Genomic DNA, 24754 nt, shown 5'->3' with positions numbered 1-24754 from the left:
AACAGGTGAATATTTTATTTGCAGTATCAGAATGTGTACCGTTTATTAAATCCGGAGGTCTAGCTGATGTAGCAGGAGCGCTTCCAAAAGAATTAAAAAAATTAGGAGTGAATGTTCGCATTATACTTCCAAACTACAGTCTTATCCCGAAAGAGTTAAGAGAAGGATGTACGCTTCATAAAGTAATTAACGTTCCTCTTGGATGGAGAAATCAATATTGCGGGATTTTAAAAGGTGAGCAGGACGGGATTACGTATTACTTAATAGATAATGAATATTATTTTAAGAGAGATTCTCTATATGGCCATTATGATGATGGGGAGCGTTTTTCTTATTTTTCAAAAGCAGTTTTAGAGTGTATTCCGCATCTTGATTTCGAAGTAGATGTTCTTCATAGCCATGATTGGCACACAGCTATGGTTAATTTCTTACTTCGTGAAAAGTATCAAGATAACCCGTTATATGAGCATATTAAAACGGTATATACGATTCATAACTTGCAGTTCCAAGGTGTGTTTCCTCCTGAAGTGATGTACGACTTACTGGAGCTTGGTCATGAATATCTTCATAGTGAGCAGCTTGAGTTTTATGGAAACGTGAACTTTATGAAAGGCGGTATTATCGCATCTGACCAAATTACAGCGGTTAGCCCGACATATAAAGAAGAGATTCAATATGAGTTTTTCGGTGAGAAGTTAGATGGATTGCTACGAAAGCATAACGATAAGCTTAGTGGCATTGTAAATGGAATTGATACGAGCGTATATAATCCAGAAACAGATCCATATATTACGGCTCAGTATAGTGCAGAGTCATTAGAGGAAAAGAGTGAAAATAAACGCGCATTGCAGCGTTATTTTGGTTTACCAGAAAAAGAAGATACACCAGTTATTTCGATGGTAACACGATTAACGAAGCAAAAGGGGCTTGATCTAGTACGTACTGTATTCCGTGAAATAATGGAAGAAGATGTACAATGTATTATTTTGGGATCAGGCGATTCTGAATATGAGCAGTTCTTTGAATGGATGGCATACGAGTATCCAGAAAAGGTAAAAGTATATATTGGGTTTAATGAAGCGTTAGCGCACCAAGTGTACGCGGGAAGCGATTTGTTTTTAATGCCATCGCTGTTTGAACCGTGTGGACTTGGACAACTTATTGCGCTAGCATATGGCACGATTCCAATTGTAAGAGAAACAGGCGGATTAAATGATACTGTACATTCTTACGATGAGGACACTGGAATTGGGAATGGCTTTAGCTTTACGAATTTTAATGCGCATGACATGTTACATACGATTCTTCGTGCAATTGAGTTTTATCAAGATAAACCGGTATGGGATAAGCTTGTAAAGCAAGCGATGACTGAAGATTATAGCTGGGGGAAATCTGCTCTTGCATACAAGAAATTGTATAAAAGTCTCATGGAATAACATTGAGGTGGTGAAAAAATGTTTACTCATGTTGAAAGCTTCAAATCCGCTTTTCTAGAAAAATTAGAAACGATGTATGGGAAAAGTTTCAAAGATTCTACAACTCGTGATCAGTATAATACGCTCGGTCATATGGTACGTGAGTATATGAATAGTCAATGGATTGCAACGAATGAAAGTTATCGTTCTGGGGATCAAAAACAAATGTATTATTTATCCATTGAATTTTTACTTGGGCGTTTACTAGGCAGTAACATATTAAATTTAGGCATTCGAGATGTATGTGAAAAAGGACTTTTTGAACTTGGAATTTCTTTGCACGAGTTAGAAGAGATTGAAGCAGATGCTGGCCTTGGTAACGGCGGACTTGGACGTTTAGCAGCCTGTTTCCTCGATTCACTCGCTTCTTTAAACTTACCAGGACATGGCTGTGGTATTCGTTATAAGCATGGTCTGTTTGATCAAAAAATTGTTGATGGCTATCAAGTAGAATTTCCAGAACAGTGGCTTCTTCATGAAAACGTTTGGGAAGTAAGAAGGTATGACCAAGCCGTAGAAGTAAGTTATTTTGGAAACGTTGAGCCACTAGAAATTGATGGACGTTTAGAGTTCAGGCATACAAATGCAGAAGTTATTATGGCAGTACCATATGACGTTCCAGTTGTAGGGTATGAAACGAGTACTGTAAATACGCTTCGGCTTTGGAATGCGGAGCCAGTTCCTTTCCCGCAAAATTGTAAAGATATTTTGAAATATAAGCGTGAAACAGAGGCCGTATCGGAGTTTTTATATCCAGATGATACGCATGATGAGGGGAAAATACTTCGTTTAAAACAACAGTATTTCCTCGTATCAGCAAGTTTGCAAAATATCGTTCGTATGCATAGGGAGAGACACGGTAGTCTTCGTCAGTTACATGAAAAAATCGCGATTCATATAAACGATACACATCCGGTTCTAGCAATTCCAGAACTTATGCGTATTTTATTAGACGAAGAAAAATTGACATGGGAAGAAGCTTGGCACATAACAACGCAGACGATTTCCTATACGAATCATACGACGTTATCAGAAGCGCTTGAGAAATGGCCAATTCGCATTTTTAAACCGTTATTACCGAGAATTTATATGATTATTGAAGAAATTAATGAACGTTTCTGTCATGAGCTTTGGGACCGTTATTCGTACGATTGGAAGCGTATTGAGGACATGGCCATTATTGCGCATGACCTTGTGAAAATGGCTCATTTAGCGATTGTTGGTAGCCATAGCGTTAACGGTGTGGCGAAAATTCATACAGAAATTTTAAAGCAGCGTGAAATGCGATTGTTCTATGAATTTTATCCAGATAAGTTTAATAATAAAACGAATGGAATTGCTCATAGGCGCTGGCTAATGAAGGCGAATCCACAGCTGACGAATCTTATTTCGGAAGCGATTGGAGAAGAATGGAAGAAAGAGCCAATTAAGCTGCAAGCACTGCAAAACTTCATACATGATACTAGTTTTCAAGAAAAGCTTGCAGGGGTAAAACAAGAGCGTAAGATTATTTTAGCGGAGAGCATTCATAATAAAATGGGGATCACTATTGATCCAAATTCTATTTTTGATGTGCAAGTGAAAAGGTTACATGCCTATAAACGACAGTTATTAAATGTTCTTCATATTTTGTACTTGTATAACCGTTTAAAAGAGGATACTAGTTTTTCATTTTACCCGCGTACTTTTATTTTTGGAGCGAAAGCATCACCTGGCTATTATTATGCGAAGAAAATTATTAAATTAATAAATGAGCTTGCAAGAAAAGTAAATACCGATCCGTACGTAAGTCAATTTATGAAAGTTATCTTTCTAGAAAACTACCGAGTTTCTTTAGCAGAAGATATATTCCCGGCGGCAGATGTAAGTGAACAAATTTCAACTGCGAGCAAAGAAGCATCGGGAACAGGTAACATGAAATTCATGATGAATGGTGCAATTACACTCGGAACGTTAGATGGAGCTAATATTGAAATAAAAGACCGGGTCGGTGATGATGCCTGCTTCATTTTCGGCTTAACGGCGGATGAGGTCCTTCATTACTACCAAAACGGTGGATATCGTGCAAGTGACTATTATCACCACAATATGCACATTAAAAAAGTAGTAGATCAGTTAACGAATGGTTTCTTTGCACAGTCGGGAGCTGAATTTGAGGCGATTTATGATTCTCTCGTTATTCAAAATGATGAATACTTCGTTCTTCGAGATTTTAGCCCATATGCAGAAAGACAAGAAGCTGTCGGAAGGGCCTATGAAAATAGGGAGAAATGGCTGGAAATGTCGATTTTGAACATTGCACAATCTGGGCATTTTGCGAGTGATCGAACAATTTTGCAGTACAGTAATGAAATTTGGGGTATTGGTAATACTGTTAAACTATTTTAGATGAAAGCCCCTGTTGAAGGGGCTTTTATTTATTTTTAAAACAAGGATACGCTTGCTTAGAAAAATAAAACGAGCTTAATGGGATTAAGCTCGTTTTATTTATGTTGCTTAAGAAAGAAATGGGATAGCGGTATATATTATAGCTGTTCCGTCATATTCCCCTGTCGCAAAGTATGAAAATGTAAAGAAACCTGTAAACGAAAAAATTATTATAAGAAAAAGTGCAAAGAAAAATTTTAGCATGTAAGGTCCCCTCATCCGAAAGTAATTTCATAGATTATTATAGTATACAAATATTAAATTTCCAATTGTTTACTGGTTAAAAATGAGAGGTCAGACATGTTTTGTATGTTGTAATGGAATGGTTATTCGTAATGGATTTTGTATTTTTCGTAAATGTCATGTTGTGATGGACGTGTGCATATTCCCAGTCTTTATCATTAAAATGGACATTTCTTGGAGGGAGAAGAGGAACGACATCGAATAAATTGACAAAACGAAAGCTACTAGCTACTTGCAGTTTATAATAATTTCGAAAGGCGATATCTCCAACTTTTGGAGAGGCAAAGGTATAAAGACCGTACTGTGCGAAGGCAGTATTTATACGTGCATCTAGTATGTGTAGTGTAGCGAGTGCACCGCCTAAGCTATGGCCTGTTGCAAGAAGTTTCTTATGGGCTGGTAATGACACGAGCATATCCATAATGGAATCCCGGCAAGATTCATAAATTGAAAGAAAGCCATTATGGACATTTCCACTATTTAAAGCATATGGGTATGGCTTTTGGTTAACGAGTGAATCGATAATCCAATCTGTATCTGTTTGTGTGCCCCTAAAAGCTACAATAATTGTATCCTCAGATTCTAATATGAATCCGAACCATTCTGTCTTTTGAATGGCCTTTCCTTGAAACCCTTGTACATATTGGAACCCATCGGGTATTTCGAAAATGCCATTTTGTTTATATTGTTCATACGTTAGATCGCAGCAAGATGCTAACAATATGGCAGTGTCTTTATCAAAGGATAAAGGAGTACGCATCAAGAAAGCCCTCCTTAAGAAAAGGTATAGTTCAATATATGCAGTGAGGGACTTGATTCATTCTTTTTGAAAAAAGGCTTGAACCTACAGTTACGTGAGGGAGTATGATTTTTGTAAACATATTGTTAGGAGGAGTGTAGGATGAGCAAAAAGGAAGGCTATTCAATTGGTGAGTTTTCAAAGAGAACAGGTATATCAATACGAACACTACAGTATTACGATGAACTTGGCCTGCTTAAACCTGAAAAAAATATAAGTTCAGGACACCGTGTATATAAAGATAGAGATATATTAGCGCTCCAAAAAATAGTGAGTCTTAAAGTATTAGGATATAGTTTAGAAGAAATTCGTGTCATGCTCAATGTGAAAAGTTTGAATATAAGCTTAAAAGAAACATTACAAAATCAAAGAGTAGCCTTTGAAGAAAAGAAAAAACAACTTGAAGTTTCGATAAAGGCGATTGAACGAACAATGGTATACCTTGAGGAAGATGAAGAGGTAGATAGTAATATATTAATGAGCTTAATTAATAGTATCCAAAAAGAAAACGAACAGCGTTTATGGCTTGAAGAATATGTACCAAAAGAAGTGGCTGATGGATTATATAATAAGCCGGAAGAAGAGGACATAGCACTTGATAAAGAGTTTATGCGTTTAGCAAAAGAAGTGAAAAGGTTATTTGGAAGACAAATTGAGGATTCAGAAGTGCAAAAATTGGTTGATGAACATATGAAAGCGACTCTTAAGTATGTCGGTGAAGAGACAATGTATTCTCTAGGTAAATTAGAGAATGTAGAAGAACAATATAATAATATGATGCCTTCTCCTTATACGGAAGAAGAAGAGGCGTGGCTTAATGAAGCGATGAAATACTTTATGATCCAAAATGGTTTGTATAGTCCACCTAAATAAAAAGTGCCCTATAAGGGCACTTCTTACTCTTTTCCATCTAATAAACGACCAAGTCCGCCTAAAACGCTACCTTCACCGCTGTTTTGAGCTGCTGGGCTTGTAAGACGTGCTGCTAAGCGGCTAAGTGTTAAGGACTGAATCCAAACTGTTCCAGGACCTTCTAGCGTTGCGAAGAATAAACCTTCGCCGCCAAATAGAGCTGTTTTTACTTTTCCAACGAATTGAACATCGTAGTTAACATCTTTCGTCATTGCAACGAGACAACCTGTATCAATGCGAAGTTTCTCGCCAGGTTTCAATTCACGCTTATATACAGTTCCGCCTGCATGCATGAAAGCTAGACCATCACCTTCAAGTTTCTGCATGATGAAACCTTCACCACCGAAGAAACCAGTTCCTATTTTTTTAGTAAACTCAATTCCGATAGAAACACCTTTTGCGGCACAAAGAAATGCATCTTTTTGGCAGACTACTTTTCCTTGGTATTCTGTTAAATCAACAGGAATAATTTTTCCAGGATAAGGAGCGGCGAATGATACGTGTCGTTTGCCATGACCTGTATTTGTAAATACAGTCATAAACATACTTTCACCTGTAACGAGACGTTTACCTGCGCCCATTAATTTACCGAATAGACCATTAGATGGTCCAGAACCATCACCGAAAATCGTTTCCATCTCGATATGATCTTCCATCATCATCATTGCGCCAGCCTCTGCGACAACGCTTTCTTCTGGATCCAATTCAATTTCAACAAACTGCATATCATCGCCATATAATTTATACTCGATTTCATGTGCTTGCATTTTTTCACCTCATCATATGTAGTAATTATATTGTACAGAAATCAAAGGAATTAGAATACTGTAGTTTTGGTAATTTTTGAATAAAAATAGAATGAAAATTTAAGGTTATACTAGAATTATAAAAAACGATGGGACGAAAGTGTTCTCATTTGACGTTTTTGATATAGCATGATATAGTGAAAACACTATTGAGCTACATAATGTGGTACGGAAATAAAGCGCGTTGTATTAAAGGCTGTAAGCTTGTTATACATTCATGTCCTTTATATCCACCTTTTCATGTGGATTCATAGTTTCATTTTTATTTAGGAGGTACATGACATGCAAACAGGTAAAGTTAAATGGTTTAACGGCGAAAAAGGTTTTGGCTTCATCGAAGTTGAAGGCGGAGAAGACGTATTCGTACATTTCTCAGCTATTCAAGGCGACGGCTTCAAAACTTTAGAAGAAGGTCAAGAAGTTTCTTTCGAAATCGTTGATGGAAACCGCGGACCACAAGCAGCTAACGTTACAAAAAACTAATTAGCTAGCGAAAAAAGCATTCCGAATTTCGGAATGCTTTTTTTATGCTTTAGAACCAGAATCATCTGAAGATAATTCACCTTTAAAGGTGCGTTCTTCAAAGTCATCAAGCAATTGTTCATATTCTTCATGTTCTTCTGTTGCGAAAACTTGTGGGTTTTTTCCATACATATCTGTTCCAATAAAGTTTTCGAAATCCTCTACATACCCAACATTTTCTTCACTATTTACGTACATGCCATTATAGTTTTTTGAATCCTGTCTTTCTAAATCGGATGGTGTTTCTGATGTTCCGTAATTTGCGACGTCTTGCCAAGCATCTTCAGCATCGTACTCTACAGAATGATCTTCGTCGTGCTTATGAAACGAAGGATCTAGCACCTCTTCTTCAACTGGGCGCGTCTGCATATCTAATTTATTTGTAGTGTGCTGAATACACGTTGTAGCAGTTGGCATTGCTTCTAATCTTTCAAATGGAATTTCCTCACCAGACACTTCGCAAATTCCGTACGTACCAGCTTCAATTTTTTGCAGAGCATGTTTCGTATCTTCTAACTGTTTATGCCAAAATTCGATGAGTCCGAAATCTTTCTCACGTTCGTACAATTCTGTAGCCATATCACCTGGATGGTTGTCATAGCTAGACAATTCTCCTACTGAATCACGTTCAGATGTACGGTTTTCATCTTCATGAGTTTGTATCGTTTGTTCAACTTCTTGCTGTTGTTTTTCTAGAATAGATTTAAATTGATTTATTTGTTGTGGAGTTAACATAGTCGTCCACCTTCCTACAATTCAGTTTCTTTACATAGTATGAGCGTTGAGAGTAGGAATTATGAGGTGAATTTCAGCCGGGAAGTCGGTATATGAAAAAAGGAGCCGCATAAGCAGCTCCTTTCTATAGGAAGTATCCAAGCAATAATCCGATTCCCATTAGGAGACCGAAAATTGTATTTGTTTTTGCTGTTGAAATCATCGCAGGTACCATTTCCATTGGAATGCTTTTGCCGATAAAGCCTTTCGTCGCTTTAAATGCTTTCGGTACACTTAAGAATACGATAAGCATCCATGGTGATACGATGTTAACGATGATTAAAGCGATTGTCCAAATGTAGGCAACGATAAACATAGAAGCAAGTACACCAACGGCTCTTTCGCGTCCAACGAGAATTGCTAACGTTTTACGACCATTTTCTTTATCACCATCTAAATCACGAATATTGTTAGATAGTAAAATTGCACCAATTAAAATGGAGCTTGGAATAGATAATAAAATCACTTCTGATGTTACTGCGCCTGTTTGGATAAAGAATGAAATACCAATAATAATGACACCCATAAATAATCCTGCTGTTAGCTCTCCAAATGGTGTGTACGCAATTGGAATAGGGCCACCAGTGTAAAGGTAAGCAACGGCCATACAAACAAGACCGATTGCAGCAAGCCACCAGCTAGAGTTCATACAAATATAAACACCTAATAGCGTTGCGATGCCTAAAAATCCGAATGCTAAGTTAAGAACGGTTTTTGGTTTAATGCCATCGCGGACGATAGCACCGCCTATTCCAACTGAACCTTCATGATCGAGTCCTCTTTTATAATCAAAGTATTCATTAAACATGTTCGTTGCTGCTTGAATGAGAAGGCAAGCAAGAAGCATCATAAAGAAAAGAGGAAGATGTATTTGATTTATACCTCCGACCTGCATTGCAAAAGCTGTTCCGATGAAAACAGGAACGAAAGCTGCTGTTAATGTATGGGGACGTAATAAACTCCACCAAATTCGCCAGCCTGTTTGTTTACTTGGCTTTGGCGCCGTAGGAGAGGAATTCGTTTCGACGTTCATTTCCATGTTGAATCCTCCTTGGTCACATATTGTACACAATTAAGTGTAGAAAAAGCATCATTTAGTGTCAACGTTTATTTTCTAGGAAGAGAAGGTGAATTTCTCAGAAATGCTAAACGTTGACAGGCCTTTCCTTTGAGGTGTATCTTAAAATCAAGCGTAATTATGACTATTTTTCGCCCATAGGGGGGAGACAATTGTGATTCAAACGAAACGAAAAGGCTTACAAGAAGTTCTTGTTACAGCTATTAAGCGTACGACTGATGAAAAAACATTAGTTAGTTTTGTAAAACAAATAGATTGGGTGGATCCACTTCTGTTTTATGCAGCAGGAAAAAGGATCGCATTCGAAAATAGATGTTATTTTGCAGACCCAGCTCAGCATGTAATATTTGCTGGAATTGGCTCTGTTTTCACTATAGCAAATTCTTCTCACAAACGCTTTCAAACTGCTCGTGACGAGTGGGATCAAGTAAAAGAGAAAGCATTCGTACAAAGAGAAGGATACGAATTTGGAACAGGTCCTATTTTATTTGGTGGATTTTCATTTGACCAAGAAAAAGAAAAAACGAATCTTTGGAAAGAATTTGATGATACCACATTTTCACTACCAGCATTTTTATTAACTGTAAAAAATGAAAAGGCGTGGTTAACGATTAATCAGTTCGTTTCAGCTGAAGATTGTGCAGAAACTCTTTATAACGAAATTATTTCTGTAGAAGAGAGAATTTTACAAGAGAGTAAATGTGCACTAGTAGGATCAAAATTAACAGTTACTTCTAAAGTAGAAGTTGATCCGAGTGGCTGGATGAACGCGATTGGAAAAGTGCAAGATGAAATGAAGCAAGGGAACGTGCAGAAGGTTGTATTAGCAAGGGAGCTAAAATTAACGATGGATCAGCATATTGATTCCGTTCTTGTTTTAGAAGCGCTTCGCATTGGGCAACCGGATTGTTACGTATTTTCTTTTGATTATAAAGGAGCATGCTTCTTAGGGGCGACACCTGAGCGATTGATTCGAAAAGAAGGCGAGAAGTTCACATCGATGTGCCTTGCTGGTTCAATTGGTCATGGCAATTCTATAGAAGAAAGTAAACAAAATGGTGAGACGCTTCTTCATGATGAAAAGAATTTGGCTGAACACGGTTATGTAGTTAACATGATTCGAGGTGTGCTAAGTGAGCATTGCGAATCTGTTAATATTCCGGAGAGCCCAGGCTTATTAACGACGAAAAATTTAATCCATTTATATACGCCAGTAGAAGCAAAAGGTGATGCAAGTCTTTTAACGATGGTAGAAGAATTACATCCAACACCAGCTCTTGGTGGTACACCTCGTCATGAGGCGTTGAAATTAATCCGTGATGTAGAGCTTTTAGATAGAGGATTATATGGTGCACCAATTGGCTTTATAGATGATGAAGGAAATGGTGAATTTGCGGTTGCACTTCGCTGCGGATTATTAAATGGCGAGAAGGCATCCTTATTTGCCGGCTGTGGTATCGTAATTGATTCAGTAGCGCAGCTTGAATATGAAGAAACAAGTTTGAAGTTTAGACCGATGCTTGGTGCTTTGGAGGAATTAATGAAATGAACAATCATATAGAAGCATTATCATATTATTTAGGCGCGTTCGTGGACGAACTGACGCGTCTAAATGTATGTGATGTTGTCATTAGTCCAGGCTCACGGTCAACGCCGATTGCCTTACTAATGGAACAACATGAAGGAATGAAAACATATTTACATGTAGACGAAAGATCAGCAGGATTCTTTGCGCTCGGTATTGCGAAAGCAAAAAAACGTCCTGTTGCGCTATTATGTACGTCAGGAACGGCAGCAGCGAACTATTATCCAGCTGTATGTGAAGCGTTTCATTCACGAGTGCCGCTTATCGTATTGACAGCGGATAGACCGCATGAATTACGAGATGTGGGTGCACCACAGGCGATGAATCAATTTAATTTATACGGTACTTTTGTGAAGCAATTTACAGAGATGGCACTTCCTGAAGCAAGTGAAGCAATGTATCATTACGCTCGAATGACAACGCAGCGTACGATAGCAAGCGCACTTCTAGCGCCGCAAGGACCTGTTCATCTTAATTTTCCAGTTCGCGAGCCGCTTATACCGGATTTCTCATTAGAAAGTTTATGGGATAAAGGGCGTGGTGAATATACAGGAGTAGTTCAGCAAGGGAACGTGACGATGCCGAGTGAATATGTAGATTCTCTTGTAGGGCGCCTTTCACATATGGAAAAGGGGCTTATTATTTGTGGAGACGGCAGTCATCCAGAAATAACAGAAGTTGTTATGAAAGTAGCTGAGAAAACAGGGTATCCAATTTTAGCAGATCCACTTTCTAACCTCCGTAGTGGTAATCATGATAAAACGATGGTTATAGATTGTTACGATACATTTTTACGAAATGAATTGTTAAAAGAAACGTGGAAGCCGAATGTTTTAATTCGTTTCGGAGGAATGCCTGTCTCTAAAGCATTAACGCAGTTCATCAAAAAACAAACGAAAGCTGTTCATATCGTTGTTGATGAATCTGGACAATGGATAGATCCAGCTCTAGTTGCGACAGAAGTTGTACAAGCTAGTGACAGTGAATTTTGCAGAGCATTACTAGAGAAAATGCCAGTTATGAAAAAGAATGATTGGTTCGGAATGTGGAAACAAATAAACGAGAAAACGAGAGAAACGCTTCGTGAGATGGAAACATATGAAACGGCATTTGAAGGAAAAGTAATTACGGATATTGTAAGTGTATTACCAGAAGGGGCAACGTTATTTGCGAGTAATAGTATGCCAATTCGCGATACCGATTCATTTTTCTTCACATCGGATAAAAACATTCAAGTAATGGCGAACCGCGGTGTAAATGGTATTGATGGAATCATTTCAACAGCTTTAGGAGCGAGTATTATTTGTGATCCGCTCGTATTAGTAATCGGTGATTTATCATTTTATCACGATTTAAACGGACTATTAGCCGCAAAACTACATGAGTTAAATATAACGATTGTTGTTGTAAATAATGATGGTGGAGGTATTTTCTCATTCTTACCACAATACGAGAAAAAGGAACATTTCGAATCATTATTTGGAACACCAATTGGGCTTGATTATGAACATGTTGTCAAAATGTATGGTGGTTCATTTAGCCGTGTAAATGGTTGGGAAAACTTCCGAGAAGAAGTACAAACTGGAACGAAAACGAATGGATTACACGTCGTGGAAATTTGTACGAATCGCGAAGAAAACTTGAAATTACATCGTGAACTATGGGCAAAAACAATGGACGTTATTAATACATCTTTGCAAGGTGAATCAAAATGAAAGTAACATTGCAAGGTGTATCGTATGAATATGAAGTAGCCGGAAGCGGGGAACCACTTCTACTTCTTCATGGTTTTACGGGAAGCATGGAAACGTGGGGTTCCTTTATTCCTTCTTGGAGCGAGCAGTTTCAAGTCATTCTAGTAGACATTGTTGGACACGGGAAAACGGAAAGTCCTGAAGATGTGATGCATTATGATATTCAAAATGTGGCACTGCAAATGAAAGAACTACTGGATCATCTTCATATTGAAAATGCGCACATACTTGGCTATTCAATGGGTGGTAGACTTGCGATTACGATGGCATGCTTATATCCAGAATATGTGCGTTCGCTTCTTTTAGAAAACTGTACAGCTGGACTTGAGAGTGCAAAGGAGCGAAAAGAACGCAAGGAAAAAGATGAACGACTTGCCGATAAAATTGAGCAAGAAGGCATCCGAAGTTTTGTATCGATGTGGGAAAATATTCCGCTATTTGAAACGCAAAAACGTTTAGTGCAAAACGTAAAAGAAGCGTTGCGAAAAGAACGACTTGCTAATAATCCAAAAGGACTTGCAAATAGTCTTCGTGGCATGGGAACAGGGGCTCAACCTTCATGGTGGAACGAATTGCAAAACCTAAAAATGCCTGTCCTTTTACTGAATGGAGAAAGCGATGAAAAGTTCTTTCGCCTATTAAAAAACATCGAAAAATGCATCCCTCATGCGAAATTTGTCAAAATTGATGGGGCTGGCCATGCAATTCATGTGGAACAACCGGAAAAGTTTGATACAATAGTAAAGGGATTTCTAAAAACTATGCAGTGATACTTTTTTCAGCAAGAAGGAAGTTGCACTTATAGCGGAGATCAGAAATATAAAAGGAGGTAATAGTAATGACTATTGAATGGGTAAAAGAAGGCAATTACGAAGATATTATTTATTCAACATACAATGGCATCGCAAAGATTTCGATTAACCGCCCTGAAGTACATAATGCATTCCGTCCTAAAACGGTAATGGAGTTAATCAATGCTTTTGCACACGCTCGTGATGATGCAAATGTTGGCGTTATCATTTTAACAGGTGAAGGTGGACGTGCATTCTGTTCTGGCGGCGACCAAAAAGTTCGCGGTCATGGTGGCTATGTAGGTGACGACCAAATCCCACGTTTAAACGTATTAGACTTACAACGTCTAATTCGCGCAATCCCTAAACCGGTTATCGCAATGGTAGCAGGTTATGCAATCGGTGGTGGACACGTACTTCATATCGTATGTGACTTAACAATCGCTGCAGACAACGCTGTATTCGGACAAACAGGTCCTAAAGTCGGAAGCTTTGACGGTGGATACGGAGCTGGTTATTTAGCTCGTATGGTAGGCCATAAGAAAGCTCGTGAAATTTGGTACCTATGCCGTCAATATAGTGCACAAGAAGCACTTGATATGGGCTTAGTAAACACAGTAGTACCATTAGAAGAACTTGAAGCAGAAACAGTACAATGGTCACAAGAAATTTTAGCAAACAGCCCAATGGCACTTCGTTTCCTAAAAGCTGCATTCAACGCAGACACAGACGGTTTAGCTGGTATTCAACAACTAGCTGGAGACGCAACGTTATTGTACTACACAACTGACGAAGCAAAAGAAGGCCGCGACGCGTTCAAAGAAAAACGCACTCCGGACTTCGGTCAATTCCCTCGTTTCCCGTGATCAAACCAAAAGCGGAAGCGGTTCGTTTAGAATGTGAGGGGGATGGAACTTCTGACAGAGAGGCGCTTTTTGCCTCGTAGGAAGAAGTGAAGCCACCGAACATTCTAGCCGCTGTAGCTGGATGAGACCAAAGATCAAAACCGGAAACAAAACAACTAAGAGACTTGATGTCATATCAGGTCTCTTTCTTTCATGAAAGGAGAATGAGTGATGGAGACTATGCCGAATTGGTTAATGCAACGTGCATTTTTAACACCTGATCGCACTGCAATTGAAATAGAGGAAGAGAAGGTTACCTTCGTGCAGTTACATGAAAAAGTAGTATCTGTTTGTGAATACCTCACGCATGTAGGAGTGAAGCGGGCGCAAAAGGTGGCTGTTCTGATGAAAAATGGTATGGAGATGATTACAGTTATTCACGCCCTATCTTACATAGGTGCAGTAGCTGTGCTTTTAAATACGCGTCTTTCAAGAGAAGAGCTACTTTGGCAAATGGATGATGCGGAAGTTGTTTGCTTAGTGACGGATCAAGAGTTTGAGACGGAAAATGTTCCAGTATGTTCATTTGCTGAAGTGATGCAAGGACCGAAGGCGGAAGCATTTATACAAGAAGAATTCTCTTTAGAAGAAGCGATGACAATTATTTATACGTCAGGGACGACAGGGAAACCGAAAGGCGTTGTTTTAACGTACGGTAACCACTGGGCAAGTGCAGTCGGTTCTTCGCTTAATTTAGGGCTTCGTGATGATGATTGTTGGTTAGCTTGTATGCCAATGTTCCACGTTGGCGGGTTATCTCTTTTAATGAAAAATATTATGTACGGTATGCGCATTTTACTCGTTCCAAAATATGATGCTAATTTTATTCATAAAGCACTTCAAACGAGAGGCGTTACGATTATTTCTGTCGTTTCTAAAATGCTAACAGATTTATTAGAACGACTTGGCGAAGGTACATATCCATCTTCTTTACGATGCATGTTACTTGGGGGAGGACCAGCACCGAAGCCGTTATTAGAAACATGTGTGGAAAAAGGAATTCCTGTGTATCAAACGTACGGTATGACAGAAACATCATCGCAAATTTGTACGTTAACAGCAGATTATATGTTAACGAAAGTAGGATCAGCCGGAAAACCACTATTTCAGTGTCAGCTTCGTATTGAAAAAGACGGCGTAGTTGTGCCGCCCCGTGCTGAAGGAGAAATTGTAGTAAAAGGACCGAACGTAACAGGTGGCTACTTTAACCGTGAAGATGCGACGCATGAGGCGATCAGAAATGGATGGCTTCATACTGGTGACCTCGGTTATTTAGATGAGGAAGGATTTTTATACGTATTAGATCGACGCAGTGATTTAATTATTTCTGGCGGAGAAAATATATATCCAGCTCAAATTGAAGAAGTATTGCTCTCTCATCCGGCGGTAGTAGAAGCGGGGGTTGTCGGTATGGCTGACGAAAGTTGGGGACAAGTACCAGCTGCTTTTGTTGTAAAAAGTGGAGACGTAACAGAAGAAGAAATTCTTCGTTTTTGCGAAGAGAAATTAGCGAAATATAAAGTGCCGAAGAAAGCATGTTTCTTAGAGGAATTACCACGAAATGCTTCGAAGAAATTGTTAAGACGAGAGTTAAGACAATTAGTGGAGGAGATGTAGGTGGAAATAAAAAAAGCGACACTTTATATAACGGAAATGCCGCTCATTATCCCGTTTGCGGCAAGTTACGGGACTTATGAAAAGCGTGAAAGTATCGTCATTGAATTAGAAGATACAGATGGATACATTGGTTTTGGTGAAGTCGTTGCATTTTCTGAACCGTGGTATACGGAAGAAACGGTGAAGACAGCGCTGCATGTACTTCAGGATTTTTTATTACCGGATTTATTGAAAGCTGAAATCTCTCATCCGAATGAAGTACCGTCTTTGTTCCAACATATAAAGAGAAACCGAATGGCAAAGGCCGGAATTGAAGGTGCTGTTTGGGATTTATATGCGAATCGTCAAAAGCAGTCGTTAGCGATATTGCTTGGCGGAAATAGGTCTGAAATTGAAGTCGGCGTTGTGATTGGGATCAATACGATTCCGGTTATGCTAAAACAAATCGAGAAGTACGCGGAAGAAGGATACGAGCGCTTTAAAGTGAAAATAAAGCCAGAACATGATTACGAATTACTGAAAGAAATTCGTAAAGAGTTTCCGAATATCCCGTTAATGGCTGATGCAAATTCAGCTTATACATTAGCGGATACGGAGAAGTTGAAACGACTAGATGAATTCCGACTTATGATGATTGAACAACCGTTAGCGGATTATGATTTTCTTGATCATGCACAGTTGCAAAAGAAAATTGAAACACCGATTTGTTTAGATGAAAGCATCCATAGTTTAGAAGACGCACGTGTTGCGATTACGCTTGGCAGTTGCCGCGTCGTTAATATTAAACCAGGGCGAGTGGGCGGATTAACAGAGTCCGTTCAAATCCATAATTATTGTATGGAGCATAACATACCAGTTTGGTGCGGTGGCATGGTAGAAATGGGGATTTCACGAGCTCAAAATGTTGCACTCGCTTCATTGCCAAACTTTATGATTCCTGGAGATATATCTGCTTCTAGTAGACATTGGGAGAGGGATATTATTTCACCGGAAGTGATGCTTGAAGGCGGAAAAGTAAGGGTACCGCAAAGTATTGAACGTGAGTATGAAGTAGATCGAGGCAGGTTGGAAGAAATAACAAAGCAGCGGATTATTTTTGAGCGATGAATGGGAGCTTTTATTAGTACTGACTACCTGCAAATAGCGGGATGATTTTGTCGTTAATTTTCGGTAAGTCGATATATTTAAAAAATCGCCGATATAATTTAAATTACAGTTGATATATTTTGAAAATCGCCGATATAATTTCATTTATCAAGGTTACTCTTACGGGTAGCCTTTTCTTATTGTACAAATTGGATAGACTAGTTTAAAATCGAGCGTATGAAAACAGAATAAAGTAGGGGGACTAAAATGAAGCGCATTTCAATTTTAATAGCTGATGATGAAGCGGAAATTGCTGATTTAATTGAGATACATTTAGAAAAAGAGGGTTACCACGTCGTTAAAGCAGCTGATGGAGAAGAAGCCATGCATATTATTCAAACTCAGCCAATTGACTTAGTGGTTTTAGATATTATGATGCCGAAAATGGATGGATATGAAGTGACGAGGCAGATTCGCCGCAAGCACCACATGCCAATCATTTTCTTAAGTGCGAAAACATCTGATTTTGATAAAGTGACAGGTCTTGTATTAGGTGCAGATGATTATATGACAAAGCCTTTCACACCGATTGAATTAGTCGCACGTGTAAATGCACAATTACGCCGATTTCTTACGTTAAATCAGCCGAAAGTAGCGGAGAATAAATCTGCTTTAGAAATAGGCGGAGTCGCTATTGATCCTGAGCGAAGAACAGTAAATGTGTACGGAGAGCCAATTGAATTAACACCAAAAGAATTTGATATTTTATATGTATTAGCAAGTCATCCGAAGAAAGTGTACAGTGTGGAAAATATTTTTCAGCAAGTATGGGCTGAAGGGTATTACGAAAGTGGAAATACAGTTATGGTACATATCCGTACTTTGCGAAAAAAGCTTGGGGAAGATAAAAGAAAGGATAAGTTAATAAAAACAGTGTGGGGGGTAGGTTATACTTTCAATGGCTAAAACGATGAGAAGCTTTCGCTCGAAGATGATTATGCTATTTGCGTTAAGTATGATATTAGCTGGTGGCGTAACGTATTTGATTTATGAGGGGCTACGTCTCTATTATAAATTAGCAGTTCGTTATGAGGATCCTTTAGCCCAATTTCGTTCAATGGTAAGACAAATTGGGGACATTAATTTCTTTTTAACTGTATTTATTCCTCTGTCCATTATGTTTTTCTTCTTTCTTACTAGACCGTATTTAAAATATTTTGATGAGATTTCGAACGGGATTCATCATCTTGCGAACGGAGATTTTTCAAATCAAGTTCGTGTTTCATCAAATGATGAGTTTGGATATATCGCACGCGAAATTAATGTAGCGAGTGAAAAATTAAAAGAAGCGGTTGAACGAGGAGACTTTGCGGAAAGTAGTAAAGATCAGCTCATTGTCAACTTAGCTCATGATTTAAGAACGCCGCTAACATCTGTTTTAGGGTATTTAGATTTAATTCTTAAAGATGAGAATTTGACGAAGGAACAAATTAAACATTTTTCCACAATTGCTTTTACGAAATCCGAAAGGCTTGAAATCTTAATTGATGAATTATTTGAAATAACGAGAATGAATTATGGCATGCTGCAAATTGAAAAAAGACCAATTGATATAAGTGAATTACTTATACAGTTAGATGAAGAATTATATCCGTTATTAGAAAAAAAAGGTTTAGAAGCGAGATTGAATATGGATTCGCATTTACCTATTAACGGTGACGGGAAATTGTTAGCTCGAGTATTTGAAAATCTTTTAACGAATGCGATTCGCTATGGATACGATGGAAAGTTTGTTGATGTGAACGGATATATTGATCATGAAGAGGTAGTTGTACAAATTATTAATTACGGAGATAGCATTCCAGAAGAGGATTTACCATATTTATTTGATATGTTTTATACAGGTGATAAGGCCAGGTCAGAGCAACAGGGCGGAACAGGCCTTGGGCTATTTATCGCAAAAAATATTATCGAACAGCATGATGGGACAATCTCTGCTGAAAGTAACGTAATTAGAACGATATTTGAAGTGAGATTACCAAAAGAAGAGAGCAAAGCAATTTAATAAAAATTTAAACTTTACCCCACTTTTTATTTTAATAGTTTTTTCTATTCTATACGTAAGTTACGTTAAGGAGGAACTAGAAATGAAAAAGTGGGTATTTATTTCTCTTTTTATAGTATGTACAGCATGTGTAGGCTTTTATATATTACCAGTATTTCAAAAGGAGATCGATGTTAAAATTGCAGAAAAAGATAACAAAGTAAAAGCCGCGAACACTGAAAAGATAGAGGTTACAGAGGAACAAATTTATAAAGGTGATCTATTATTAGTTAATAAAGATTACCCGGTTAAAAAAGATAGTGTTAGGTCCGATATTATAAATGTAAATCACAATAGTGAATTAGTAAGAGGCTATGTAATATTTGATAGAAATCTTCGCTTATCAAAGGGTGTTGTAAAAAAGTTTTTGAACGTTGTCGATGCAGCTGGGAAAGATGGAGTACAGCATTTCTTAATGAGTAGCGGTTACCGAGATTTTCAAGAACAAAGTAAATTATATAAAGAAATGGGATCTGATTATGCACTTCCAGCAGGATATAGTGAACATAATTTAGGTTTATCACTCGACGTTGGGTCTACTCAAAAGAAAATGGAGAAAGCTCCTGAAGGAAAATGGATTGAAGAGAACGTATGGAAGCACGGATTTGTTTTACGTTATCCGAAAAATAAAAGTAACATTACGGGCATTCAATATGAGCCGTGGCACATACGTTATGTCGGCTTACCACATAGCGCAATTATGCAAAAAAAGAAGATTACGTTAGAGGAATATTTGGACTTCTTAAAAGAGGAAAAAGAAGTTTCAACTGAGGTTGAAGGTAAGAAATATACGGTTTCTTATTATAAAGTTTCAGATCGTATGAACGTGAATGTTCCGGTGAATAAGCAGTATGAAATTTCGGGGAACAATATGGACGGGGTTATTGTGACTGTTCAAGAATAGAGAAAAAGGCTGGTCCGTTTTGGGTCAGTCTTTTGGCATATAAGAAATGGATTGCCGTTTTTTGTCGGTAAATCGATATTCCTTGTCGAATCATTGATATAATTTCCTGTACTCTCAACATTTTGTGGATTGTTTTTTTATTTACCATTAAACATTATAACGTTATATTTACTTTTCTTTTTTTTCGTGATACTCTAAATATGTGAAAGAGATATAAAATGAAACTTTAATGTAAGCGTATTCTTATGGCTTCTTATAGAAAAGGGTGGAAATACAATGACAGAACGATTCGTGCTACGTAATGTGAAGCGTGTGAACGGGGAAGAGATTGACATTGTAGTTGAAAATAATAAAATCGCACAGGTGACGAAAGCTGGTGCTGGCGAGGGTGGAAAGGTTCTTGATTACTCAGGTACTTACGTATCGAGTGGATGGATTGATTTGCACGTTCATGCTTTTCCAGAGTTTGATCCGTATGGCGATGAGGTAGATGAAATTGGCGTTAAGCAAGGGGTAACGACAATTGTTGATGCGGGTAGCTGCGGAGCTGATCGTATTGCAGATTTAGTACAAAGTAGAGAGCAGGCAAAAACGAATTTATTTGCCTTTTTAAATATTTCTCGCATCGGTTTGAAACGAATTGATGAATTATCCAATATGGAATGGATAGATAAAGAGAAAGTAATAGATGCAGTAGAAAAGTATAAAGATGTAATCGTTGGATTAAAGGCGAGAATGAGTAAAAGTGTCGTTTGTGATAGCGGAATTGAACCGCTGCACGTAGCGCGTTCTTTATCTCGTGAAACATCATTACCGATTATGGTACATATCGGTTCAGCTCCTCCGCGTATAGAGGAAGTTGTACCTCTTTTAGAAAAAGATGATGTCATTACACATTACTTAAACGGGAAAGAAAATAATTTATTTGATGAAGAAGGAAAACCGATATCTGTTTTATTAGATGCAGTGAAACGCGGTGTTCATTTAGATGTTGGGCATGGTAATGCTAGTTTTTCTTTTAAAGTAGCAGAGGCAGCGAAGCGTTACGGCATTGCCCTTAATACAATTAGTACAGATATTTACCGGAAGAATCGTATACACGGTCCAGTTTACAGTATGGCTAACGTTCTTTCGAAATTCCTTTACCTAGGTTATCCGCTAGAAGAAGTAATTGATGCAGTTACGAAAAATGCGGCAGAGTGGCTGAAAAAACCAGAGCTTGGTCGTATTCAAGAAGGCGATATTGCAAACTTAACTTTATTTACGGTGAAAGATGAACCGATTACGTTAATTGATTCAGAAGGGGATCAGCGCATTGCTGAAATAAGAATTGATACGAAAGGGGTTGTAATCAATGGGTCATTCATTGAATGCTAGGTACGGATTAAAAAGAGTTATTAATGCGAGCGGTAGAATGAGTATTTTAGGTGTATCCGCTCCTACAGATACAGTTATGGATGCGATGAAACATGGTGGACAAAATTATGTAGAAATTGCTGATTTAGTAGATAAAGCGGGAGACCATATTGCGAGAATTCTAGATTCAGAGGCAGCAGTTGTTGTAAATTCAGCATCAAGCGGAATTGCGCTTTCTATCGCTGGTATCGTTACAGAAGGAAATCGCCGTAAAAGTGAAAGACTTCATCAAGAAGTAATCGCGAAAAACGAAGTGATTATGTTAAAAGGTCATAACGTTCAATACGGTGCTCCTGTTGAAACGATGATTTATTTAGGCGGCGGTAAGCTCGTTGAAGTAGGTTACGCAAATGAAGGGAAAGCGGAGCATATTGAAGATGCAATTGGCGAAAATACAGCAGCTATTCTTTATGTGAAATCACATCATGCAGTGCAAAAAAATATGATTTCTGTTGAAGAAGCGTGGGAAGTAGCGCAGCGAAATAATGTACCACTTATCGTTGATGCAGCAGCAGAAGAAGATATTCAAAAATATGTGAAGTATTCAGACCTAGCCATTTATAGCGGTTCAAAGGCAATTGAAGGACCTACTTCTGGTATTGTCGGCGGGAAACGAAAATATATCGAGTGGCTGAAAGTGCAATTACATTGCAGTGGTAGAAGTATGAAAGTTGGGAAAGAAACAACTTTCGGTTTACTTCAAGCGCTTGATGAGTACGGAGTAAAAGAAGATAAGAGTGAACAAGAAAAAGAGTTATTACAAGTACTTATGCCGCTAAAAGAATTAAATGGTGTAAATGTAACGATCGTTCAAGATGAGGCAGGAAGAGCAATCTTTAGAGCACGTATTCATATTAACGAGAACGAGTTAAATAAATCAGCAAAAGACGTTGTAACAGCATTACGCGAAGGGGAAATCGCAATTTACACACGTGATTACGGAGTAAGACAAGGATTCTTTGATATTGATCCACGCCCACTTCAAGGTGATGACATACATGTAATTGAAGAAAAAATGAGAGAAATTGTAGGGGGAAACTAAAATGACAAACATTCAAAAACGTTTTTATAAAGGCCGCGTAGCATTAAATGTATTAGCGAACAATACCCGAAATGCGAAAGATATCTTTGAGGCAGCAGAAGGTTATGTAGTCGTTGGAGTGTTATCAAAAGATTATCCAACAGTAGAAGAAGCAGTAACTGCGATGAAAGCATACGGAAAAGAAATTGATGACGCTGTATCAATCGGACTAGGAGCAGGAGATAATCGCCAAGCAGCAGTTGTAGCTGAAATTGCGAAGCATTATCCAGGTAGCCATATTAACCAAGTGTTCCCTTCAGTTGGAGCAACACGTGCAAATCTTGGCGGAAAAGATAGCTGGATTAATAGTTTAGTATCACCAACAGGAAAAGTAGGGTACGTAAATATTTCTACTGGTCCAATTAGTGCAGCTGGAGAAGAAAAAGCAATCGTTCCAATTAAAACAGCGATCGCACTTGTACGTGATATGGGCGGGAATTCATTGAAATACTTCCCAATGAAAGGTTTAGCGCATGAAGAAGAATATCGCGCTGTTGCGAAAGCATGTGCGGAAGAAGGATTTGCATTAGAGCCAACGGGCGGAATTGATAAAGAAAACTTTGAAACAATTGTACGTATTGCATTAGAAGCAAACGTAGAGCAAGTTATCCCGCATGTGTACTCTTCTATTATTGATAAAGAAACTGGCAATACGAAAACAGAAGATGTTCGTGAATTACTAGCGGTCGTGAAGAAGTTAGTTGATCAATATGCGTAAGAAAATTGCAGCATTCGGTGAAGTTATGATGCGCCTGCAAGTGCCAGGGTATGAATTGCTATCGCAAGCAAACTCATTAAATTACTCATTTTCAGGTACAGGTGTGAACGTTGCAGCAGCACTTTCTCATCTAGGGCATGAAGGGCTTCTTATTTCAACTTTACCGGAAAATTCGGTTGGAGATGCGGCGGTATCGCACATTCAAAAACTAGGCATTCAAGCACCGTTTATTTCAAGAGGCGGTAAATATGTTGGTATGTACTTTTTAGAAAATGGATTTGGAGCACGCGCAAGCCGCGTTACATATTCGAACCGATTAGAAAGTAGTTTCAATACGGCATGTGAAGAGATGTACCAATTTGAAGAAATCGCAAAAGAAATTGATATCGTTCATTTTTGCGGGATTACCCTTGCGATGAATGATACTGTGCGCCATCATATGAAATCTTTGGCGAAGGCAGTTAAAGAAAATGGAGGCACTGTTGTCTTTGATTGCAATTATCGTCCATCGCTTTGGGGAGAAGATGGATATAAACAGGCGAAACCGCATTATGAAGAAATGTTAGGGCTAGCTGATATTGTAATGATGAACGAAAAAGATGCAATGTTCGTTCTCGGAATGAAAACGGAAGAGACGGAGCGAGAAGCACAGCTTGTTGATCTTATTCCAAAAGTCGCTGAAATATATAATATCGCTACAATTTCTGGGACACATCGTTCTATTAATAGCGATAATACACACTCACTTCGCGGATTCATATGTAAAGATGGGACGTTCACTTTTGCCAAAACACTTACGTTTTCTGTATATGATAGAATAGGTGCTGGAGATGCTTATACGAGCGGAATTATTCATGGCGAGATAGAAGAGTTTGCACCAGAGAAAGCTGTTTCATTTGCGTCAGCAGCTGGAATGCTTGCACATACAATCGTCGGTGATACGCCAATGTCATCAGAGAAAGATATACTTCGGGCAATGACGGCATCAGTAGGTGATGTAGAAAGGTAGTGGGTGTAACGGTGAACGTAACGAGAAAAAGAGGTCCATTATATTTACAAATTAAAAATATTATTCGTGATCGAATATTACATGGTGTTTATGCCATTCATACAAATATTCCTTCTGAACCACAATTAGAAGAAGAGTTCAAAGTGAGTAAAATTACAGTGCGAAACGCAATTAAAGAACTCGTTCAAGAAGGATATTTAGAAAAGAAAAGTGGTAAAGGAACGAAAGTCATTCGAAATACTTCTGCGACAAAGCTTTCAAAGGGAAAGAAATTTACAGAAGTGTTAGTGGAAGAAGGCTATAAAGTACAAAAGAAATTGCTAAAGGCAGAAGTGGTTCATAATGAAGAAGGAACAGTACCATTTCGTTTGTTTGGCAAAGAGAGTTTTCGTATTGAGCGTCTATATGCTTTAAATGATACTCCGTACATTCATTATACGCACTATTTTTCAGCACAAATGGCAAGTACAGACTTAGCGGACTTTGACTTACAATCGCTTTATGATCTAGTCGAGGACCGTGGTATACATTTAGAAAACTTCAGAGATGAATTCGCTGTTGGATTTGCGCCTAATTTCGTTGCAGAAGCGTTAGGAGAAAAAGAGGGAACAGCGTTATTAAAACGTATGCGCTATTCTTACGATGAAGTTGGCGAAGTAATTGAATATAGTGAAGGCTACTACAATACGGAAATGCAGCATTACGTTGTAAATTATGATGTTTAAAAAGTGAAGAGGGACCAATTCCC

General features: G+C 38.3%; 22 protein-coding genes. 18 read left to right on the top strand and 4 right to left on the bottom strand.

What is annotated here, in order from left to right:
• The first annotated feature begins 5 nt into the window (after positions 1 to 5).
• The gene (glgA, locus tag ABH960_RS22055) at positions 6 to 1436 is read left to right on the top strand and encodes a glycogen synthase GlgA (RefSeq protein WP_269481210.1); all 1431 of its coding nucleotides are present in this window, start codon (positions 6 to 8) and stop codon (positions 1434 to 1436) included.
• Positions 1437 to 1454: 18 nt separating this feature from the next.
• Positions 1455 to 3863: a glycogen phosphorylase gene (gene glgP, locus ABH960_RS22050; RefSeq protein ID WP_016095894.1), complete on the top strand. Its 2409-nt coding sequence runs from the start codon at positions 1455 to 1457 to the stop codon at positions 3861 to 3863.
• 319 nt (positions 3864 to 4182) lie between these two features.
• Here glgP and ABH960_RS22045 read toward each other — a convergent pair whose 3' ends face one another.
• Positions 4183 to 4905 (bottom strand): lipase family protein, encoded by a 723-nt coding sequence (locus tag ABH960_RS22045; RefSeq protein WP_002089241.1) that lies wholly within the window; start codon positions 4903 to 4905, stop codon positions 4183 to 4185.
• Positions 4906 to 5046: 141 nt separating this feature from the next.
• On the opposite strand from ABH960_RS22045, the gene ABH960_RS22040 reads away from it, so the two are divergent.
• On the top strand, positions 5047 to 5817 hold the full coding sequence (locus ABH960_RS22040) for a MerR family transcriptional regulator (RefSeq protein WP_002089240.1): 771 nt from the start codon (positions 5047 to 5049) through the stop codon (positions 5815 to 5817).
• A 23-nt stretch (positions 5818 to 5840) separates the two neighbouring features.
• Here ABH960_RS22040 and ABH960_RS22035 read toward each other — a convergent pair whose 3' ends face one another.
• On the bottom strand, positions 5841 to 6623 hold the full coding sequence (locus tag ABH960_RS22035; protein ID WP_002015806.1) for a TIGR00266 family protein: 783 nt from the start codon (positions 6621 to 6623) through the stop codon (positions 5841 to 5843).
• Between the two features lie 321 nt (positions 6624 to 6944).
• On the opposite strand from ABH960_RS22035, the gene cspD reads away from it, so the two are divergent.
• Positions 6945 to 7145 (top strand): cold-shock protein CspD, encoded by a 201-nt coding sequence (gene cspD / locus ABH960_RS22030; protein ID WP_001193051.1) that lies wholly within the window; start codon positions 6945 to 6947, stop codon positions 7143 to 7145.
• Between the two features lie 42 nt (positions 7146 to 7187).
• On the opposite strand, the gene ABH960_RS22025 is transcribed toward cspD, so the two are convergent.
• Positions 7188 to 7919, bottom strand: coding sequence for a yteA family sporulation protein (locus tag ABH960_RS22025; protein ID WP_404448444.1), 732 nt, complete (start codon positions 7917 to 7919; stop codon positions 7188 to 7190).
• Positions 7920 to 8043: 124 nt separating this feature from the next.
• The gene (locus ABH960_RS22020; RefSeq protein ID WP_002015811.1) at positions 8044 to 8997 is read right to left on the bottom strand and encodes a 1,4-dihydroxy-2-naphthoate polyprenyltransferase; all 954 of its coding nucleotides are present in this window, start codon (positions 8995 to 8997) and stop codon (positions 8044 to 8046) included.
• 193 nt (positions 8998 to 9190) lie between these two features.
• Here ABH960_RS22020 and ABH960_RS22015 point away from each other — a divergent pair, with 193 nt between their 5' ends.
• The 14 genes from ABH960_RS22015 to ABH960_RS21950 all read left to right on the top strand — a co-directional run bounded on the left by ABH960_RS22015 (position 9191) and on the right by ABH960_RS21950 (position 24731).
• Positions 9191 to 10585: an isochorismate synthase gene (locus ABH960_RS22015; RefSeq protein ID WP_404448442.1), complete on the top strand. Its 1395-nt coding sequence runs from the start codon at positions 9191 to 9193 to the stop codon at positions 10583 to 10585.
• The gene (gene menD, locus ABH960_RS22010; protein ID WP_404448440.1) at positions 10582 to 12336 is read left to right on the top strand and encodes a 2-succinyl-5-enolpyruvyl-6-hydroxy-3-cyclohexene-1-carboxylic-acid synthase; all 1755 of its coding nucleotides are present in this window, start codon (positions 10582 to 10584) and stop codon (positions 12334 to 12336) included. Before ABH960_RS22015 ends, menD begins: the two co-directional genes overlap by 4 nt.
• Positions 12333 to 13145, top strand: a complete 813-nt coding sequence (menH, locus tag ABH960_RS22005; protein ID WP_113938201.1) for a 2-succinyl-6-hydroxy-2,4-cyclohexadiene-1-carboxylate synthase — start codon at positions 12333 to 12335, stop codon at positions 13143 to 13145. Before menD ends, menH begins: the two co-directional genes overlap by 4 nt.
• 68 nt (positions 13146 to 13213) lie before the next feature.
• Positions 13214 to 14032, top strand: a complete 819-nt coding sequence (gene menB / locus ABH960_RS22000) for a 1,4-dihydroxy-2-naphthoyl-CoA synthase (RefSeq protein WP_002089233.1) — start codon at positions 13214 to 13216, stop codon at positions 14030 to 14032.
• 210 nt (positions 14033 to 14242) lie between these two features.
• The gene (locus ABH960_RS21995) at positions 14243 to 15688 is read left to right on the top strand and encodes an o-succinylbenzoate--CoA ligase (protein ID WP_113938200.1); all 1446 of its coding nucleotides are present in this window, start codon (positions 14243 to 14245) and stop codon (positions 15686 to 15688) included.
• Entirely contained in the window at positions 15689 to 16795 is a 1107-nt protein-coding gene (menC, locus tag ABH960_RS21990; RefSeq protein ID WP_404448437.1) for an o-succinylbenzoate synthase, read from the top strand. It abuts the gene before it with no gap.
• A 246-nt stretch (positions 16796 to 17041) separates the two neighbouring features.
• Positions 17042 to 17740, top strand: coding sequence for a response regulator transcription factor (locus tag ABH960_RS21985; RefSeq protein WP_113938199.1), 699 nt, complete (start codon positions 17042 to 17044; stop codon positions 17738 to 17740).
• Positions 17733 to 18839: a HAMP domain-containing sensor histidine kinase gene (locus ABH960_RS21980; RefSeq protein ID WP_404448435.1), complete on the top strand. Its 1107-nt coding sequence runs from the start codon at positions 17733 to 17735 to the stop codon at positions 18837 to 18839. Before ABH960_RS21985 ends, ABH960_RS21980 begins: the two co-directional genes overlap by 8 nt.
• A gap of 82 nt (positions 18840 to 18921) precedes the next feature.
• A complete protein-coding gene (locus tag ABH960_RS21975; protein ID WP_002167478.1) occupies positions 18922 to 19782 on the top strand; it encodes a D-Ala-D-Ala carboxypeptidase VanY in 861 nt (286 codons plus the stop codon).
• A 276-nt stretch (positions 19783 to 20058) separates the two neighbouring features.
• Positions 20059 to 21159: an amidohydrolase/deacetylase family metallohydrolase gene (locus ABH960_RS21970; RefSeq protein WP_016120965.1), complete on the top strand. Its 1101-nt coding sequence runs from the start codon at positions 20059 to 20061 to the stop codon at positions 21157 to 21159.
• Entirely contained in the window at positions 21137 to 22240 is a 1104-nt protein-coding gene (locus tag ABH960_RS21965; RefSeq protein WP_404448433.1) for a DgaE family pyridoxal phosphate-dependent ammonia lyase, read from the top strand. The genes ABH960_RS21970 and ABH960_RS21965 overlap by 23 nt, the downstream gene beginning before the upstream one ends.
• 1 nt (position 22241) lies before the next feature.
• The gene (gene dagF / locus ABH960_RS21960; RefSeq protein WP_002191030.1) at positions 22242 to 22997 is read left to right on the top strand and encodes a 2-dehydro-3-deoxy-phosphogluconate aldolase; all 756 of its coding nucleotides are present in this window, start codon (positions 22242 to 22244) and stop codon (positions 22995 to 22997) included.
• Entirely contained in the window at positions 22990 to 24006 is a 1017-nt protein-coding gene (locus tag ABH960_RS21955) for a sugar kinase (RefSeq protein WP_404448431.1), read from the top strand. The genes dagF and ABH960_RS21955 overlap by 8 nt, the downstream gene beginning before the upstream one ends.
• On the top strand, positions 24006 to 24731 hold the full coding sequence (locus ABH960_RS21950; RefSeq protein ID WP_002015828.1) for a GntR family transcriptional regulator: 726 nt from the start codon (positions 24006 to 24008) through the stop codon (positions 24729 to 24731). Before ABH960_RS21955 ends, ABH960_RS21950 begins: the two co-directional genes overlap by 1 nt.
• Positions 24732 to 24754: the final 23 nt, after the last annotated feature.

The organism is Bacillus sp. RC252, assembly GCF_044909215.1.
Classification (GTDB): Bacteria; Bacillota; Bacilli; order Bacillales; family Bacillaceae_G; genus Bacillus_A; species Bacillus_A mycoides.
The sequence above is the reverse complement of the archived record's forward strand: the minus strand, read 5'-3'. Positions and strand labels throughout refer to the sequence as shown.

Excerpts from the sequence above, each read along its gene's own strand:
- glgP (WP_016095894.1), top strand. The coding sequence starts at position 1,455 with ATGTTTACTCATGTTGAAAGCTTCAAATCCGCTTTTCTAGAAAAATTA.
- ABH960_RS22045 (WP_002089241.1), bottom strand. The coding sequence starts at position 4,905 with ATGCGTACTCCTTTATCCTTTGATAAAGACACTGCCATATTGTTAGCA.
- ABH960_RS22040 (WP_002089240.1), top strand. The coding sequence starts at position 5,047 with ATGAGCAAAAAGGAAGGCTATTCAATTGGTGAGTTTTCAAAGAGAACA.
- ABH960_RS22035 (WP_002015806.1), bottom strand. The coding sequence starts at position 6,623 with ATGCAAGCACATGAAATCGAGTATAAATTATATGGCGATGATATGCAG.
- cspD (WP_001193051.1), top strand. The coding sequence starts at position 6,945 with ATGCAAACAGGTAAAGTTAAATGGTTTAACGGCGAAAAAGGTTTTGGC.
- ABH960_RS22025 (WP_404448444.1), bottom strand. The coding sequence starts at position 7,919 with ATGTTAACTCCACAACAAATAAATCAATTTAAATCTATTCTAGAAAAA.
- ABH960_RS22020 (WP_002015811.1), bottom strand. The coding sequence starts at position 8,997 with ATGGAAATGAACGTCGAAACGAATTCCTCTCCTACGGCGCCAAAGCCA.
- menD (WP_404448440.1), top strand. The coding sequence starts at position 10,582 with ATGAACAATCATATAGAAGCATTATCATATTATTTAGGCGCGTTCGTG.
- menH (WP_113938201.1), top strand. The coding sequence starts at position 12,333 with ATGAAAGTAACATTGCAAGGTGTATCGTATGAATATGAAGTAGCCGGA.
- menB (WP_002089233.1), top strand. The coding sequence starts at position 13,214 with ATGACTATTGAATGGGTAAAAGAAGGCAATTACGAAGATATTATTTAT.
- ABH960_RS21995 (WP_113938200.1), top strand. The coding sequence starts at position 14,243 with ATGGAGACTATGCCGAATTGGTTAATGCAACGTGCATTTTTAACACCT.
- ABH960_RS21985 (WP_113938199.1), top strand. The coding sequence starts at position 17,042 with ATGAAGCGCATTTCAATTTTAATAGCTGATGATGAAGCGGAAATTGCT.
- ABH960_RS21980 (WP_404448435.1), top strand. The coding sequence starts at position 17,733 with ATGGCTAAAACGATGAGAAGCTTTCGCTCGAAGATGATTATGCTATTT.
- ABH960_RS21975 (WP_002167478.1), top strand. The coding sequence starts at position 18,922 with ATGAAAAAGTGGGTATTTATTTCTCTTTTTATAGTATGTACAGCATGT.
- ABH960_RS21970 (WP_016120965.1), top strand. The coding sequence starts at position 20,059 with ATGACAGAACGATTCGTGCTACGTAATGTGAAGCGTGTGAACGGGGAA.
- ABH960_RS21965 (WP_404448433.1), top strand. The coding sequence starts at position 21,137 with ATGGGTCATTCATTGAATGCTAGGTACGGATTAAAAAGAGTTATTAAT.
- dagF (WP_002191030.1), top strand. The coding sequence starts at position 22,242 with ATGACAAACATTCAAAAACGTTTTTATAAAGGCCGCGTAGCATTAAAT.
- ABH960_RS21955 (WP_404448431.1), top strand. The coding sequence starts at position 22,990 with ATGCGTAAGAAAATTGCAGCATTCGGTGAAGTTATGATGCGCCTGCAA.